Origin of the sequence: Sphingomonas echinoides, from assembly GCF_029623395.1 — a bacterium.
GTDB lineage: Bacteria > Pseudomonadota > Alphaproteobacteria > Sphingomonadales > Sphingomonadaceae > Sphingomonas > Sphingomonas echinoides_A.
Map to the genome: position 1 here is coordinate 195,121 of NZ_JAPYKK010000001.1, position 15,505 is coordinate 210,625.

Sequence of the window (15,505 nt, forward strand, 5' to 3'; positions counted from 1 at the left end):
TGCTGCACTGGAAACACGCATAGGATTTGCCGTAATGCTCCCCCTGCCCACGGTTCACATGCCCTCGATCGCGATCGCCGGCACCGACGCGCGCTTCCCGGTCCGCCGGATCTTTTGCGTGGGTCGGAATTATGCCGACCATGCGCGCGAAATGGGGGGCGACCCTACGCGCGAAGCGCCGTTCTTTTTCACCAAGCCGGGCGACGCCGTAATCGACAGCGGGAGCGTGCTGCCCCTCCCGAACCGGACGGCGGAGCTTCATCACGAAGTCGAACTCGTGCTCGCGCTCGGCGCGGGCGGCAGCGCCATCGCGATCGAGGACGCGGCTTCAAAGATCTTCGGCTACGGCGTCGGGATCGACCTGACGCGGCGCGACCTTCAGGCGGAAGCGAAGAAGGCGGGGCGCCCGTGGGACATGGCGAAGGGGTTCGACCGGTCGGCGCCGGTCGGTCCGCTCGTCACCACGCGCCCGGACGCGGCGGCGGAGATCGCGCTTTCGGTCGACGGTGCGGTGCGGCAACGCGGCAGCCTGTCCGACATGATCTGGACGATCGAGGAGATCATCGCGAGCCTGTCGACCTATGTGACGCTGGCGGGCGGCGATTTGATCTTTACGGGCACCCCCGCAGGCGTCGGTCCGGTTGCGCGCGGCGAGGGGATGCGCGGCACGATCGCCGGGCTTCCCCCGATCGAGATCCGCGTGGCGGACTGAACCCGACATGGGAGGCGCGACCGTCAATGGAAGTCGTGCGACTTGAACCGCACGACCTCTTCCGGGTCCATCCCGTCGGCATGCGGCGGCCAGTAGCAATTGCGCGGTCCGGGGCTCCACCCCGCATCGCCGCGATCGGGCGACCCCGCATGCCGCGCGCCGTCGCCGCGCCCGGTGACGTGGTGGAAGGACATTTCCCCGACGCGGTGGAGCAAATCGCCATGATCGATGATCCGGTCGCAAATGACATGGATCACCTCGCCTTCCTTCTGCACGCGCCCCTTCAAGCCGACCATCGCAGCGGTCATCACCGTCCGGCGTTGCTTCTCGAACCGGTCGGGCCACAGGATTCCGTTGGCGATTCCGGTCTCGTCCTCGATCGTGATGAACAGCACGCCCTTGGCGCTGCCCGGTTTCTGGCGGACGAGGATGATCCCGGCGACCTCGACGTGCCGCCCGTCGCGGATCGTGGCGAGATCCGCGCAGCGCGTGACGCCGCGCCGGGAAAGATCGTCGCGCACGAAAGTCAGCGGATGCGCGCGCAGCGATAGCTGGAGCGCGCGATAATCCTCGATCACTTCGCGCCCGTCGGTCAGCGGACGTAGCGCGACGTCGGGCTCGCCCCCTTCCGCGCTGGCAGTCTCGGCGGCGCGGTCGGCTGCGGCGAACAGCGGCAGCGGTGCCTCGCCCAGCCCGCGCACTTTCCACAGACCCTGGCGGCGATCGGTGCCGAAGGTGTGAAACGCGTCGCCGTCCGCCAGTTTCTCGATCGCCGCGCGCTGGACCCCGGATCGCCGCCACACGTCCTCGACCGCCTCGAACGCGGCAGTGCTGCGCGCCGCCACGATCCTGGCGCCGTCGGCGTTGGACAGGCCACGGATCTGCCGCAACCCGAGCCGGACCGCCAGATACCGCCCGCCGCCTTGCTCCAGCGTACAGTCCCAGCGGCTCGCGTTGACGCAGGGCGGGCGAACCTCGACGCCGTGCTCGCGGGCGTCGCGGACGATCTGCGCTGGCGCATAGAAACCCATCGGCTGCGCGTTCATCAGCGCGGCGCAGAACACGTCGGGATGATGATGCTTCATCCACGAGGATGCGTAGGAAATCTTGGCGAACGACGCGGCGTGGCTCTCGGGAAAGCCGTACGAGCCAAAGCCCTCGAGCTGGCGGAACGTCCGTTCGGCGAATTCGCGGGGATAGCCGCGCTCGACCATGCCCTCGATCAGCTTGACGCTGAAGTGGCTGACGCCGCCGGTGAACTTGAAGGTCGCCATCGCGCGGCGCAACTGATCCGCCTCGGCCGCGGTGAACCCGGCGCCGACGATCGCCACCTTCATCGCCTGTTCCTGGAACAGCGGGACGCCGAGCGTCTTTTCCAGCACGGCCTTGAGCTCGGGGCGCGGATATTCGGGTTTCTCCAGCCCCTCGCGCCGCCGCAGATACGGGTGGACCATGTCGCCCTGGATCGGCCCAGGCCGCACGATCGCGACCTGAATCACCAGGTCGTAGAATTTCTTGGGCTTCATCCGCGGCAGCATCGACATCTGCGCGCGCGATTCGATCTGGAAGGTGCCGAGCGTGTCGGCCTTCGCGATCATCGCGAAAACGGCGGGATCGTCGTCCTGCAAGTCCGCCAGCCCGACGCGCAGCCCCTTGTCCGCCGCGAGCATGTTGAACGCGCGGTTGAGGCAGCCGAGCATGCCGAGGCCGAGCACGTCGACCTTCATGAACTTCAGCGCATCGATATCGTCCTTGTCCCACTCGATGATCTGGCGATCCTCCATCGCGGCGGGTTCGATCGGGACCAGTTCGTCGAGGCGATCGTGCGTCAGGACGAACCCGCCGGGATGCTGGCTCATGTGGCGCGGCACCCCGATCAGCTTGCGCGCGAGCTCGAGCGTCAGGCGCAACCGGCGATCCGCCATGTCGAGGTTGAGCTCCGCGACATGCTTGTCGCCCACGCCTTCGGCCGACCAGCCCCATACCAGCCCAGCCAGCGAGGACGTTAGATCTTCGGGCAGGCCGAGCGCCTTGCCGACGTCGCGGACCGCGCCGCGTGCGCGGTAGCGCGTGACGACCGCGGTCAGCGCCGAACGGTCGCGGCCATAGGTCTGGTAGATCCACTGGATGATCTCTTCGCGCCGCTCATGTTCGAAATCGACGTCGATATCGGGCGGTTCGCGACGCTCGGCCGAGACGAAGCGTTCGAACAGCAGCTCGTGCTTGATCGGGTCGATCGAGGTGACGCCGAGCACGAAGCAGACACAGGAATTGGCCGCGGACCCCCGCCCCTGGCACAGGATCCCGCGCCGCCGCGCCTCGCGGACGATCGCATAGACGGTGAGGAAGTACGGCGCGTAGCCCAGCTCGCCGATCAGCCGCATTTCGTGCGCGATCTGGTCGGTATAGGCAGCGGGCACGGCGCCATCGAACATCCGGTCGACCGCATCGCTCGCCAGTTTCTGGAGCGCCTCCTGCGCGGTCAGGCCGTCGATCAGCCGTTCGTGCGGATATTGGTAGGCGAGCTCGCCGAGATCGAAGGTGCAGAGCCGCGCGATGTCGACGCTCGCGCGCAGCGCATCGGGATAGGCGCGGAAACGCCGCACCATCTCCTCCGGGGCCTTGAGCGCGCGATCCGCGTTGACCTCGCGGCGATAGCCCAGTTCGTCGACGGTGCATTTCTCCCGCACCGCGGTCACCACGTCCTGCAACAGCCGCGCTTCGGGGGCGTGATAGAGGACGTCGCCGGTCACGACCGCGCGCACTCCCGCTTCCCCCGCCTGGCGCGCCAGCGCGTCGATCCGCACCGCATCCCCCGGACGCCGCCGCTGGAACAGCGCCATATAGCCGCGCCGCCCGAACACCGCCTTGAGGTCCGCAAGCGCGGCAAGATTCTCCGAATCCGCCTCGCGCGGCAGCAGGATGGCGATCACGCCATCCGACCAGGGGGCAAGATCGGCCCAGTGGAGCAGACATTTCCCCTTGCCCGCGCGCTTCTTGCCGGTGGTCAGCAGGCGCGTGATCCGCGACCAGGCGGGCCGGTCGGTCGGGTACAACAACAGACTCCGGCCGCAGGACAAGTCGACGCGCGTGCCCGCGATCGACCGGACACCGGTCGCCTTCTGCGCTTCCCAGGCGCGCACGACGCCAGCAACGGTGCCGATGTCGCTGACTCCAAGCGCCGGATAGCCGAGCATTGCTGCTGCCGCGAACAGCTCGTCGGGCGCGGACGCGCCGCGGAGCAGCGAAAAGTGGGTGAGCACCTGAAGCTCGACATAGGCGGTCATCCGAACAGCCCGTGAATCCACCAGGACAAGTCCCCGGTGTCCTCTTCGAAGCCGTCGCCGCGACGGAACAGCCAGTAGCGCCCGCCTTCTTCATCCTCGACGCGGTAATAGTCGCGGACGGCCCACACTTCCGCATCCCGCCGCCACCATTCGCCGTGGACGCGCTCGGGGCCATCGCCTGCCACGACGGTGTACGTCTTGCCGCGCCATTCGAACCGCCGCGGCGGCTGGTCCGGCAGCAGCGCCATCACATGCAACAGCGGTTCGGGCCGTGCGAACAGGCGGATCGGGCGTTGCCACGCGGGCCAGTTGCCGGGCCGCTCGTTCGGATCGGAGTGGACGACCGCACGCTCGGGCACATGGCTTTCGACCGGCGCGATCCTGAAGACCGAGCGCACGCCGATCCGCCCCGCGATCACGTCGACCAGCCGCGCCGGGTCGCGCACCAGCGTCTCCCCGGCAAGCACCGCCCCCAGATCGACCGCGTCGAGCGGCTCGGTATGCGATGCCACCAGGCGGAAGTGTTCGAGGCCCATCCCCGGATCGATCCGTTCGATCCTGAGCTTGAACAGCCGCAACAGGTGCGACACCTCGCGCGTCGGGCGCGAGGTGCCGACCGCCACGACCTGTTCGCCGCCGTCGACGCGCAGACCGGTCAGCCGCAGCGATCGCGCGCCAAGCCCGCGCGCCTGGAGCACCACCGCCAGATCGTCGAGCAAATCGTGCATCACCTGCTCGATCGCCTCCGCCGTGCCGATCGGCTCGAGCAGGCGTCGCTCGACCACCGGGACCTGCGCATCCTCGCGCGGGGTAATCGGCTCGGCGACCGCGCCAAGTGCCTGATCCAGCCGCGTGATCGCCGCGAGGCCAAGCCTGCGCGCCAGCGGTCCGCGCGCGACCGGCAACAGGTCCGCGATCCGCTCGAACCCGAACTTGCGCGCGGCCGCGAGCGCGGACGGCGCCAGGCGCAGCGCCGCGACCGGCAAGGGGGCGATCGCTTCGGCGGTGGCGCGCGGTTCGATTCGAGTCAGCTCGTCCCGGCCGAAGCGGGCGAGCGCATGCGCGGCCCCCGCCGTATCCGCGACCGCGACGCGCGCGGTAAAGCCGGCGCGGCGACAGAAAGCGATGAGGCGCGCGCAGAACCGCTCCTCCCCGCCGTGCAGATGGTCGCAGCCCGCAAGGTCGATCCACAGCCCGTCGGTCGGCGTCACCGCCGCAATCGGCGACCAGCGCCGCACCGCCAGCAGCGCGAGCCGGTCGAGCAGCGCGGCATCCGCCGCGGGTTCGGCGGGACGAAAATCGAGATCGGACACGAGCGCGCGCGCATGGGTGGCGGCCATTCCGGGATGGATGCCGAGCGCGCGTGCCCCGACGCAGGCGGAGACCACCTCCTCGCGCCGCCCGACCTTGCCGACCAGCGCGAGTGGCGCCTGTTCGATCGGCTGGGGCACCGATGCGATGATACGCCGTGCCGGCACGCCAGCCTTGTACGGATGGCTCGCCGCTTCGGATCGCCGCCCGAGTTCGCGCATCGGGGGCTGGGCATGCGTCGGGAGCGCCGCGATCTGCGCCGCCACGTCGCCATGCGACGGCGTATCCTGGCGGGCCCAGCGCGCGCCGGGTCGCCACCCGCCGCGCCGTGGTGCGGAGCAATCCCCCGGATCGTCATCGACCGGCGCGAGCAGGACCGCGCGTTCAGGCAGCCGCATGGCGGGCCGTTCCAACCGTCTCAGCCGCTCGATGGCCAAGTTCGGCAGGAACAGCGAGACGACCCGTCTCATCGCTGCCCTCCACAATCAGGGAAAAGGATTCGCCGCCACGCTGCCGCGCGAGGTCGAGCGACCAGCGCGCGCGCCCGACGCCCGCGACATCGAGCCGGGCCGAAGGGGCGGAACCGATCCGCCAGCGCGTCCACGCCGCGGACGGCTCGGCAAACGGGTCCTGGTCGCGTGCGCGGCGGCGGCGCAGCAGCAGCACCGGCATGTCCGCCTCCGCCGCGACGAGTTGCAGGCGGCGGGTGGCGACCATCGAGACCTTGCGCGCCTCCGCGACGATCGCGGACGGCGTTCCGTCGCGCACCGCATCCTCGATCACCGCGAGCAGCGCCGCATCGTCCGCGGGTTGCGCGTAGAGGACGCTGGCGGAGGACAGCCCCGCCTGCGCGAGCCCCGGCGCGTACAGATCGCAGCGGCAGGTTGCCCACAAAACGGGGCCTCCGGTGCTCGCCGCCTCGCGCGCGGCGATCCCGGCGAGGAACAGCGTCGCGGCGCCATCGTCCGCCATCGAACCGCTGCGCGCGGTGGCCTCGTGCAAGGCGCCGGCGCGCAACCCGCCCGCCGCAAGCCGGCGATCGATCGCCTCCACCCCGAACGGCAGGACGCGATAGTCGGTCACCGGCGTGGCGATCGTCCGCAGCTGTTCTATTCTGGGCGCAAGGGAATCGGGGGCGGCGGACATTGGGTACAGACTCGGTTTGTTCCTATTATGTTCCACCTCAAAACCAAGTTGGTCAAGGTCGGATCCGATCGGCTCATCGATTCAAAAGGAACGGAATCGAAACGAAAACCTGCCGGGCGGGCGTGCCACGCTACCGGTTGCAGAAGCCCACGCGACGCATACATCCAAGCCTTCCCCAACCCGAGCAGCCCTTGCGCGCCAGCGCTACGGACTGGCTGAAAGGACATGGATCATGGCGCTCAAGGATGTTCTCCCCGACACGCTCGGCTTCGGTGCCGCGCCGCTCGGCAACATGTTCCGCGATATCCCGGACGAAGAGGCGGTGGCGACCGTCCAGGCGGCGTGGGACGATGGTATCCGCTACTATGACAACGCCCCCTTCTACGGCGCGGGCCTTGCCGAATTGCGGATGGGCGAAGCGCTCGCCGGCAAGCCGCGCGACCAATATGTCATCAGCACCAAGGTCGGCCGCGTGATCCTCGACGCGGTCGAAGACGTCAGCGCGCGGCAACAGGGCGAGAAGGCCGGCGTCTTCGCACACGGGCGCGCCAACACCGTCGTCAACGACTATTCGCACGATGCGACGCTGCGCTCGATCGAGGGTAGTCTCGAGCGCTTGCGGACCGACCATGTCGACATCGTCTTCGTCCACGACCTCGCGCGCGATTTCTGGGGCGACGCCTGGATCGCACGGTTCGAGGAAGCCCGCACGGGGGCGTTCCGGGCGCTCGACCGTCTGCGCGACGAGGGCGTGATCAAGGCCTGGGGTCTTGGCGTCAACCTGTGCGAGCCGATCGAAACCGTGCTCGACTTGAAGGCGCCGCGCCCGGATGCTTTCCTGCTCGCTGGGCGCTACACCCTGCTCGATCATTCGCGGGCGCTCCAGCGCGTCCTGCCGACGGTCGCCGAGCGCGGGCTGGGCGTCATCGTCGGCGGTCCGTACAGTTCGGGCGTGCTCGTCGGCGGTCCCAACTTCGAATATGCGCCCGCCACGCCGGCGATCCTGGACAAGGTGGCGCGGATCAAGGCGATCGCCGACCGGCATGGCGTGAGCATGAAGGCGGCAGGGCTGCAGTTCCCGCTCGCGAACCCGGCGGTCGCCGCGGTCATCCCCGGGGCCAGTCGCCCGAGCCGGATCGCCGAGGATCGCGCAGCGCTGACGGAAGTGATCCCCGCGCCGTTCTGGCAGGATCTGCGCGGCGCTGGTCTGGTCGATCCGGCCGCGCCACTGCCGGGTGGTGTCTGACCGTCAAGGCTCCGGAATACTGTTCTTGACGACCCCTCCCCCACGATCGAAGGTAACGATATCAACGATAAAGGAGGGGATCGCATGCGCGGTTTCACACGTCGCGACATCACGCTTGCCGCCGTCCTCGGTACCGCGGCGGCATCGCTCCCGGCGACTACACGGGCGGCGACACGGTCTGCGACCTCGCTCGATGCGCTGGCGCGGCGCAAGGGGTTGCGGTTCGGCTCCGCGATCAACTGGTCGGCGGCCGGCGCGGATCGCGGGTCGATCGCCAACCCGCCCTATGCGCGTCTGGTTGCGGCGGAATGCGGGGTCATCGTTTCCGAAAACGAACTGAAATGGCAGGCGGTGCGACCGACGCCGACGACCTTCGCCTTCGAACGGTTCGACGCGATCCTCGCCTGGGGCGAACGCCAGGGCATGGTGACGCGCGGCCACAATCTGCTGTGGCACCAGTCCAAATGGTTTCCCAAGTGGCTCAACAGCTACGACTTCGGCGCGACACCGCACCGCGACGGCGAACGCGTGCTGACCACGCATATCGAGACCGTCCTCGGACGCTACAAGACACGGATCGCGAGCTATGACGTGGTCAACGAAGCGGTTCGCCCGGAGGACGGGCAATTGTACGAAACGAGCCTGTCCCGCGCGATCGGCGGGGCGGAGGCGACGCTCGACCTCGCCTATACCACCGCCCGCGCCGCGGCGCCCAAGGCCGAGCTGGTGTATAACGATTATATGAGCTGGGAGCCCGGGAACGCCGCGCACCGCACGGGCGTGCTCAAGCTGCTCGAGGGGTTCAAGCGACGCGGCATTCCGGTCGATGCGCTCGGCGTCCAATCGCACCTGATGACCCAGGGCCTCGATGCCAAGGCGAGCGTCACGCGGCTCGAGCGCGACTGGCGGGCATTTCTCGATGCGGTAACGCAGATGGGCTATGCCCTGGTGCTGACCGAACTCGACGTCCGCGACAACAACCTGCCCGCCGAGATCACGCCCCGCGACCGCGCCGTCGCGGATTTCACGCGCGGCTATCTCGACGTGACGTTGAGCTACCCCGCGGTGCGCGACGTGGTGAGCTGGGGCCTGTGCGACCGGTACAGCTGGATCGAGGGGTTCGAACCGCGCAAGAACAAGGCGACCCGGCGCCCGACGCTGTACGATTCCACCTTCCGGCCAAAGCCGATGCGCGACGCGGTCGCAGCCGCCTTTGCCGCCGCCCCGACGCGCTGATCGGACCAGCCAAACGCCACACGCTTGAAATGGTGTCGATTTTTCCGGCGCACCCGCGTGTCAAAAGCTATGGACAGTCAGGGGTGGGTCGTGAGAAACAGGAGCCAGCGGGAGAGTCGTAACCGACCAACAGGAGCAGGATGATGAATCTAGGATCGACACCGTCTTTCCGGACGTCTTATGGACGGCTGGGTCTTGGCCTTGCCTGTGCGGCGTTCGCGCTGACGGCGTGTGGCAAGAAAGCCGAAACCACCGAAACCAGCACCACGACCACCACCGCCGCCACGACGGAAACCGCCGCGCCGGCGGCGACCGAAGCCGCACCCGCCGCTGCGCCCGCAGCAGCCAAGGCACCTGCGCCCGACAATACCGATACGGTCGCCGGCGTGAAGTTCGCGGCCTATACCGGCGACGCCGCGAAGGGCGCGGTCGACTTCGTCACGTGCAAGACCTGCCATGCGATCGAAGCGGGGGTCAACCGGATCGGTCCGTCGCTCCACGCAGTGGTGGGCCGCGCCGCCGGGACGATCCCCGGCTTCACCTATTCGCCTGCGAACAAGAACAGCGGCATCACCTGGACCGAAGAAAAGCTGTTTCAATATCTCGAAAACCCGCAGCGAGTCGTTCCCGGCACCAAGATGACCTTCGCCGGATGGCCGACCGATCCGCAAAAGCGTGCGGACGTGATCGCTTACCTCAAGACCCAGTCCTGAGGCTTTGGGACGGGATCCGGCGTCAGGCCGGATCCCGTCCGACGTACCGCGCGCCTGTCCGCACGACTGGACGTCCAGCGCTGCGGTCGCCCACACTTCCTTCCCGACCCTGCCGTATCAGCGCCGTCGCGCGAGATCTGCAAGATGCGCCGGAAACGACGCCGCAAGCGCAAGCGCGATCCACGGCCAGGCAAGCCCGGTAAGGGCGGCGCGCAGCGCGAGCAGCATCATTGCCCCCGGGAGCAACCGCAAGGTCGCCGCGCGTACCGTCCACTTCAGGCGTTGCGTCAGGACGACCCATTCGACCAGAATCACGACGAGGATCAGGTCGACGGCATGGGCCTGCCCGAACAGCCAGTGCCCGATCGCGTTCAGCCGAACGGCCCGTTCAACCGGGCGAGCGTCATCGTCAGATACCCCGCATAGGTCACCCAGGCGAGATAGGGCAGCAGCAACAGCGCCGTCGCGACCGAGCGCGGCCAGATGACGTAGATCCACAAAGCGATTGCCGCCCACCACGCGACCGCCTCGACCATCGCCCAGTCCGGGCGGTGGAGGCGAAACAACAGCACGCTCCACACGATGTTGAGGAAGCCGTTGAGCGCGAACAGGCCAATCATCCATTCCGCCGCCGACTGGTCCGGCATCGCGCGCCACCCCGCCACCGCCGCCAATGCGGTGCACAGATAGACCGCGGTCCACGCCACGGCGTAGACCTGCTCGGGCAAGGCCCAGCTTGGCTGGACGAGCGTGCGATACCACGGGTCGATCTCGGTGATCGTGGCGCCCATGGCGACGACGGCAACCGCCGCGATCGCCGCCATGCTGATCGGCAACCCCCACGAGCGGTGGACCCCGGGCGCGCGAACCCTCATGCCGGTGCTAGCCCGAGGAGATGCCGCACGTCCTTCAGGAAAATGCGGACGTGCGCGATCGGCTTGGCGCGGACCAGTCGCTTGTTCATATAAGCGTCCCACGTCAGCCGCTGGACGTCCGGATCCTCGCAGATCTTGACGAAGCGTTCGCGACGCGTGTCGCTCGAATACCAGAAATACTGCATCATCCGCAGGATCCAGAACACCCGACCATGGTCGCGCATGAAGCGCTTGCGCGCCAGTCTCAGCGCGGACACCTTGCCCGTCGCGAGGAACAGCGTGACCGCCTCGGCGACGTGGCGACCGCTCGCCATCGCATAATAGATCCCCTCGCCCGATGCCGGCGCCACCACCCCGGCGGCATCCCCGGCGACGATCACATCGCGGCCATTGTCCCACCGTCGCAGCGGCTTGAGCGGGATCGGCGCGCCTTCGCGGCGCAGCGTCGCGCAGCCGTCCAGCCCGGTCTGCTTGCGCAGCGCAGCGATCGCGTCGCGCAGCGCGAGCCCCTTCTGCGCGCTGCCGACGCCGATGCTCGCGGTGTCGCCATGCGGAAAGACCCAGGCGTAGAAATCGGGGGAATGCTTGCCTTGATAGATGACATCGCACCGTGACCGCGCATAATCGGCGCTGCCGTCGGGCGGCGCGGCGATGATCTCGTGATAGGCGAAGACGTAGCGCATCCGCTCCGCGCCCTTGAGTTCGGACCGCGCCACGCCGGAGCGTGCGCCATCCGCGCCGATCACGGTCCGCGCCGTCACGCGCTGTTCGGGCTCGCCGCGGTCGGGGCGGTAGACCACCACCGCATGCCCGTGCGCATCGCGCTCGATCCGCTCGAAGGTTCCTTTGCGGCGTTCGGCTCCGGCAAGCGCGGCCCGCGCGCGGAGCCATTCGTCGAACGTCTCGCGATCGACCAGCCCGACGAAACCGTCGCCGACCGGCATGTCGACCGTTTTCGCAGACGGCGCGACCATCCGTGCCATCGTCGCCTTGCTGACGAGCAGATGATCGGGAATTGCGAAATCCGCAATCGCGCGCGGGGGGATCGCCCCGCCACACGGTTTGATCCGCCCGGCGCGATCGAGCAGCAGCACTTTATGCCCGGCGCGCGCGAGATCGGTCGCGGCGGTCGCGCCGGACGGACCCCCGCCAATGACGATGCAATCGAACATGGTGCTCATAGCACAACCTCCCGATCGAAGCGGACCGCCCGCGGCGGAGAGCGGAGCGACACCGCTGCCGCCGCCAGAAACAGCAAAGCTTCCACGCCGAAGACGACCATGAACGTGTTGGGCACAGACCCCGTCAGCGCGCGTCCCGCGTCGACCGCGACCGCGCCGGTCACGCCTCCGAGCCCGAAGGCGATCGCCTGCGCCGCCCCCCAGATGCCCATGCGAAGGCCTTCCCCGTGTGATTCCCCCGGTGATTTTGCGTGTGATTCCCCGTGCGACTTGCCGTGTGATTTTCCGGCCGGTCCTGCGCTGGCCAGCGCCATCATCGCGCCGATGGCGGCGACGGCGAACACCCCATTGGCAAAACCGAGCGCGAAGACGTTGGCGAGAATCGGCCAGCCCGGACCGACTCGCGCCGCGACCGCAAGCCCGCACAGCGCGATCGCCGAGCCCGCACATCCCCCGACGATCCAGCGCCTCATCCCCGCCGCGGTCCGACCGCTGGCCCCGCTCCCCGCGACCCCGGTGAGGATCATGCCGAGCAGGACCCCGCCATGCTGGATGCCCGAAACCTGCGTCGACTGGCCCGGCGACAGACCGAAGCGCAAGCCGGTGAACGGCTCGAGAATGAGATCCTGCATCGCATAGGCGAGCATCGACAGGAAGATGAAGCCGGTGAACCGCCGCGCCTCACGGTCCGCCCACATTGCTGCAAGGGCATCCCAGAAACGCGCTGGCGGAGGGGCAACGCGTGCATCGACCGCGGTCAGCGACCCGCGCTCGATCCCGGTCACCGCGAGGATCGCGACGAGTAGCGCGACCCCCGCCACCCCGGCAACGACCCGCAGCAGGCGCGCGAACGAGAACGGATCGAGCAACGCCCCGGCGATCCCGGCGGACACGGCGATCCCCGCGACCATCATGATCCACGTCACCGCCGCTGCCCCCGCCCGCCGGTCGGGCGCGACCTGGCGCGCCAGCAGCGCGAGCAGCGACGTTCCTGCGGCGCCGACCCCCGCACCGATCACCGCGAAGGCGAGCACCGCCAGCGCATAACCAAAGGTGGAACCGCCTGCGATGACCCCGAGCGCCCAGACGGCGGTAACCGCACCTGCCGCCAGCATCCCCATTCCCGCGATGATCCACGGCGTCCGACGGCGTCCGCTATCCGACCCATGTCCCCACAGCGGACGGGACAGCTGAACCGCGTAATGCCAGGCGACGAGGCCTGCGGGCAGCGCCGCGGGCAGCGCATATTCGACCACCATGACGCGGTTGAGCAGCGACGTCGCGAGCATCACGATCGCACCGATCGCGCTTTGCACCAGCCCAAGCCGGACGATCTCCAGCCAGGTCAGCGACGTGCCAGACCGACCGGCGCTCATAACCCCAGCACTCCGCCGAGCCCGAATGCAGAAGCAAGCATTCCGAGGACATAGAGGCTCGTCCCGGTCGCATTGTACCAGGGCGTCTCGCGCAACGGATTGCGCAACAGCCGCGGCATCAGCGCGAGTTGCCCGGCCAACAGCACCCCGACCACGGCGGCCACCAGCATATGCCCCCACCAGGCGAGACACCCGATGACGACGATCTGTGGCACCGTCATCACGACGCACGCGATCCGTGCCGCCGGGCCGACCCCGAGGGTCGCCGGCAGCGACCGGATTCCCATCGCGCGGTCCCCCGCGACCGCCTTGAAATCGTTGAGCGTCATGATCCCGAACGCGCCGGCGCTGTAGAGGCCGAGCAGGATCAGGATGTGCCCGTCGGGCAGCGTGCCCGCCATCACGCTCGCACCGGTGAACCAGGTGAGCCCTTCATAGGTCAGCGCGACCGCGGCTGGCCCCCAGATCCCGCTGCGCTTCAACCGGAACGGCGGCGCGCTATACGCCCAGGCGAACGCCAGACCGACACCCGTGGCGAGCACGACCCAAATGCCGGTCGCCGCCGCGACGCCGATCGCGAGCACCGTGCCGACAATCGCGATCCACAGCCCCCACTGCCCGCCGACTCGGCCCGACGGGATCGGGCGGCCCGGCTCGTTGATGGCATCGACGTGCCGGTCGAACCAGTCGTTGACGGCCTGGCTCGTCCCGCACACCAGCGGCCCGACCAGCAGCACCCCGGCGATGAGGAACGGCCAGCGGCTCGAAACCGCGACTCCGGACGAGATCACCCCGCACAGGAACGCCCAAATCGGGGGAAACCACGTGATCGGCTTGAGCAATTCGAGGACATCACGAGCGCGGGGCCGCGCGCCGGGCCGCGCGCCGGGCGCGGAGCGGGATGTCAGCCGATGGGTTGCCATACGTGCCATGAGAGAAAGCTAATATGGACAGTCTCTGGCGTCAAATCTATTTGACAGTCAGCACGGCAACCGCGTCAGTTTTCCCCCGACACCAGATTGCCCAGCCCATGCCGATGGAGCTTCGAATAGAGGCTCTGCCGACTGATCCCGAGGATCTCCGCCGCCGAAGCACGGTTGTCCGACGTGTAGGCGAGCGCCGCCTCGATACAGAGCCGTTCGATCATGTCGGTCGACTCGCGCACGATGTCCTTGAGCGACATGCGCCCGACCAGCTCGGTCAATTGTTCCACCGACCGCGGCGTTTCGCGTTCCGTGGTGGGGACGACGCGCAGCCGACGCGCGACGTTGCGGATCGTGAAACCGTAGCAGTGGTCGCCATCCTTCGGCGCAACCACGCCTGAAATCTCGATTTCTTCGTGACCACCGCCGGTTCCGCGCAGGATCGTGGCGACGTTGCGGACCACGCCGTGTTCGCGCAGCTGGTTGACGATCAGGTCCAGATCAATCCCGGGGCGTCCAAGCCAGGTCGCCAGCGGTGCACCCACCACGCGCGCGACCGACGCCGCCCCCGCAAGCTCGACGAACGCGCCATTCGCGAACAGGATGGTCAGCGCCGAATCGACCAGCACGAACGCGTCGGGCATATGTTCGATGACATCGCCCATCGCCGTCGTATGGCCAGCGTCTTCGGTGGCAACCTGCGCCGGCAACAACCGCACGAGCAGCAGCGCCGCACGCCCCTGCCGGAACAGACGCGCCGAGATTGCGACTTCTCGCCCGCTCGCCAGCCGTACCGAAATCGCGGACAGATCGTCGCTTGCGCCCGCCGCGCCCAGATGCGCGATGAATGCATCGCGATCGGCGGCGTCGACGATCGTCCCGACTGGCTGGTCGTTCACGGCGTCGGGCTTTACGCCGATCAGATCCGCGGCTGCGGGATTGATCTCGCGGATCCGTCGCGTTGCCGCATCGATGATCAATACGGGCTCGGTCCCGAGGTCGAACAGCAAGCGATAGCGTGCCTCCGCCTGGCGAAGCTTGATATAGTCGCGTTCGAGCGATTGCTGGGTCTGGAGCAAGCGCTGCTGCATCGTTGCAGTGGCGCGCATGTCCCGCCCGATCGCGATCGCCCCGCCTTGCGCGAGCCGCATCACCAACCATCGCACGGGGACATCGCCGCCATGCGTCGGATGGTTGATCTGGCGCCAACGCGCAGGCTCCGCGCCAGCGCTGTCGGCGAGCATCTGGACGACCTTGGTCCTGCTTTCCACCGTTACGGTATCGATCCAGTTCTGGCCGATCCAGTCACTGAAACCCTGCGCGACGAGATCGGCATTGGCGATCGCTATGTCGCGGATCATACCGTCTGACCCGAGGACCAGCGAAATATCCCCTGCCGACGCGAGCAACGCAGCGGCGACATCGGGCGCAAGGGTATCCGCGACAGCGGAGGGGCTGGTAAAGGCATGCGGGGCGAAAAGGATGGGACGATCGTTCAT

The 15,505-nt window shown here is 68.2% G+C and carries 13 protein-coding genes; 4 read left to right on the forward strand and 9 right to left on the reverse strand.

The genetic code is table 11. The features are described 5' to 3' along the window. Positions 1-34 precede the first annotated feature (34 nt). A complete protein-coding gene (locus tag QBJ92_RS00755; protein ID WP_277967756.1) occupies positions 35-712 on the forward strand; it encodes a fumarylacetoacetate hydrolase family protein in 678 nt (225 codons plus the stop codon). Between the two features lie 23 nt (positions 713-735). Here QBJ92_RS00755 and QBJ92_RS00760 read toward each other — a convergent pair whose 3' ends face one another. From QBJ92_RS00760 to QBJ92_RS00770, 3 genes are all read right to left on the reverse strand, one after another. Further along, on the reverse strand, positions 736-3,999 hold the full coding sequence (locus tag QBJ92_RS00760) for an error-prone DNA polymerase (RefSeq protein WP_277967757.1): 3,264 nt from the start codon (positions 3,997-3,999) through the stop codon (positions 736-738). After that, positions 3,996-5,531 carry a DUF6504 family protein gene (locus QBJ92_RS00765; RefSeq protein WP_431358350.1) on the reverse strand — a complete coding sequence of 512 codons (1,536 nt, stop codon included), beginning with the start codon at positions 5,529-5,531 and terminating at the stop codon, positions 3,996-3,998. Before QBJ92_RS00765 ends, QBJ92_RS00760 begins: the two co-directional genes overlap by 4 nt. A 163-nt stretch (positions 5,532-5,694) precedes the next feature. Then, positions 5,695-6,456 carry an ImuA family protein gene (locus tag QBJ92_RS00770; protein WP_277967758.1) on the reverse strand — a complete coding sequence of 254 codons (762 nt, stop codon included), beginning with the start codon at positions 6,454-6,456 and terminating at the stop codon, positions 5,695-5,697. A 232-nt stretch (positions 6,457-6,688) separates the two neighbouring features. On the opposite strand from QBJ92_RS00770, the gene QBJ92_RS00775 reads away from it, so the two are divergent. The 3 genes from QBJ92_RS00775 (at position 6,689) to QBJ92_RS00785 (ending at position 9,651) form a co-directional block, all read left to right on the forward strand. Next, positions 6,689-7,702, forward strand: coding sequence for an aldo/keto reductase (locus tag QBJ92_RS00775; RefSeq protein WP_277967759.1), 1,014 nt, complete (start codon positions 6,689-6,691; stop codon positions 7,700-7,702). Positions 7,703-7,786: 84 nt separating this feature from the next. After that, the gene (locus QBJ92_RS00780; protein WP_277967760.1) at positions 7,787-8,938 is read left to right on the forward strand and encodes an endo-1,4-beta-xylanase; all 1,152 of its coding nucleotides are present in this window, start codon (positions 7,787-7,789) and stop codon (positions 8,936-8,938) included. 143 nt (positions 8,939-9,081) lie between these two features. Beyond that, positions 9,082-9,651 carry a c-type cytochrome gene (locus QBJ92_RS00785; protein ID WP_277967761.1) on the forward strand — a complete coding sequence of 190 codons (570 nt, stop codon included), beginning with the start codon at positions 9,082-9,084 and terminating at the stop codon, positions 9,649-9,651. A gap of 117 nt (positions 9,652-9,768) precedes the next feature. Here the strand turns inward: QBJ92_RS00785 and QBJ92_RS00790 are convergent, their stop codons facing one another. From QBJ92_RS00790 to ppsR, 6 genes are all read right to left on the reverse strand, one after another. Beyond that, a complete protein-coding gene (locus QBJ92_RS00790) occupies positions 9,769-9,966 on the reverse strand; it encodes a hypothetical protein (RefSeq protein ID WP_277967762.1) in 198 nt (65 codons plus the stop codon). Between the two features lie 56 nt (positions 9,967-10,022). Beyond that, positions 10,023-10,526, reverse strand: a complete 504-nt coding sequence (locus QBJ92_RS00795; protein ID WP_277967763.1) for a TspO/MBR family protein — start codon at positions 10,524-10,526, stop codon at positions 10,023-10,025. Continuing rightward, entirely contained in the window at positions 10,523-11,707 is a 1,185-nt protein-coding gene (locus tag QBJ92_RS00800; RefSeq protein WP_277967764.1) for a geranylgeranyl diphosphate reductase, read from the reverse strand. The genes QBJ92_RS00795 and QBJ92_RS00800 overlap by 4 nt, the downstream gene beginning before the upstream one ends. Beyond that, positions 11,704-13,083 carry a BCD family MFS transporter gene (locus QBJ92_RS00805; RefSeq protein WP_277967765.1) on the reverse strand — a complete coding sequence of 460 codons (1,380 nt, stop codon included), beginning with the start codon at positions 13,081-13,083 and terminating at the stop codon, positions 11,704-11,706. Before QBJ92_RS00805 ends, QBJ92_RS00800 begins: the two co-directional genes overlap by 4 nt. Further along, positions 13,080-14,015 carry a chlorophyll synthase ChlG gene (gene chlG, locus QBJ92_RS00810; RefSeq protein ID WP_431358343.1) on the reverse strand — a complete coding sequence of 312 codons (936 nt, stop codon included), beginning with the start codon at positions 14,013-14,015 and terminating at the stop codon, positions 13,080-13,082. The genes QBJ92_RS00805 and chlG overlap by 4 nt, the downstream gene beginning before the upstream one ends. Positions 14,016-14,080: 65 nt before the next feature. Then, the gene (ppsR, locus tag QBJ92_RS00815) at positions 14,081-15,505 is read right to left on the reverse strand and encodes a transcriptional regulator PpsR (RefSeq protein WP_277967766.1); all 1,425 of its coding nucleotides are present in this window, start codon (positions 15,503-15,505) and stop codon (positions 14,081-14,083) included.

Coding starts and splice junctions, on each gene's coding strand:
- QBJ92_RS00755 (WP_277967756.1), top strand. CDS start 35: ATGCTCCCCCTGCCCACGGTTCACATGCCCTCGATCGCGATCGCCGGC.
- QBJ92_RS00760 (WP_277967757.1), bottom strand. CDS start 3,999: ATGACCGCCTATGTCGAGCTTCAGGTGCTCACCCACTTTTCGCTGCTC.
- QBJ92_RS00765 (WP_431358350.1), bottom strand. CDS start 5,531: ATGCGCGAACTCGGGCGGCGATCCGAAGCGGCGAGCCATCCGTACAAG.
- QBJ92_RS00770 (WP_277967758.1), bottom strand. CDS start 6,456: ATGTCCGCCGCCCCCGATTCCCTTGCGCCCAGAATAGAACAGCTGCGG.
- QBJ92_RS00775 (WP_277967759.1), top strand. CDS start 6,689: ATGGCGCTCAAGGATGTTCTCCCCGACACGCTCGGCTTCGGTGCCGCG.
- QBJ92_RS00780 (WP_277967760.1), top strand. CDS start 7,787: ATGCGCGGTTTCACACGTCGCGACATCACGCTTGCCGCCGTCCTCGGT.
- QBJ92_RS00785 (WP_277967761.1), top strand. CDS start 9,082: ATGAATCTAGGATCGACACCGTCTTTCCGGACGTCTTATGGACGGCTG.
- QBJ92_RS00795 (WP_277967763.1), bottom strand. CDS start 10,526: ATGAGGGTTCGCGCGCCCGGGGTCCACCGCTCGTGGGGGTTGCCGATC.
- QBJ92_RS00800 (WP_277967764.1), bottom strand. CDS start 11,707: ATGAGCACCATGTTCGATTGCATCGTCATTGGCGGGGGTCCGTCCGGC.
- QBJ92_RS00805 (WP_277967765.1), bottom strand. CDS start 13,083: ATGAGCGCCGGTCGGTCTGGCACGTCGCTGACCTGGCTGGAGATCGTC.
- chlG (WP_431358343.1), bottom strand. CDS start 14,015: ATGGCACGTATGGCAACCCATCGGCTGACATCCCGCTCCGCGCCCGGC.
- ppsR (WP_277967766.1), bottom strand. CDS start 15,505: ATGAACGATCGTCCCATCCTTTTCGCCCCGCATGCCTTTACCAGCCCC.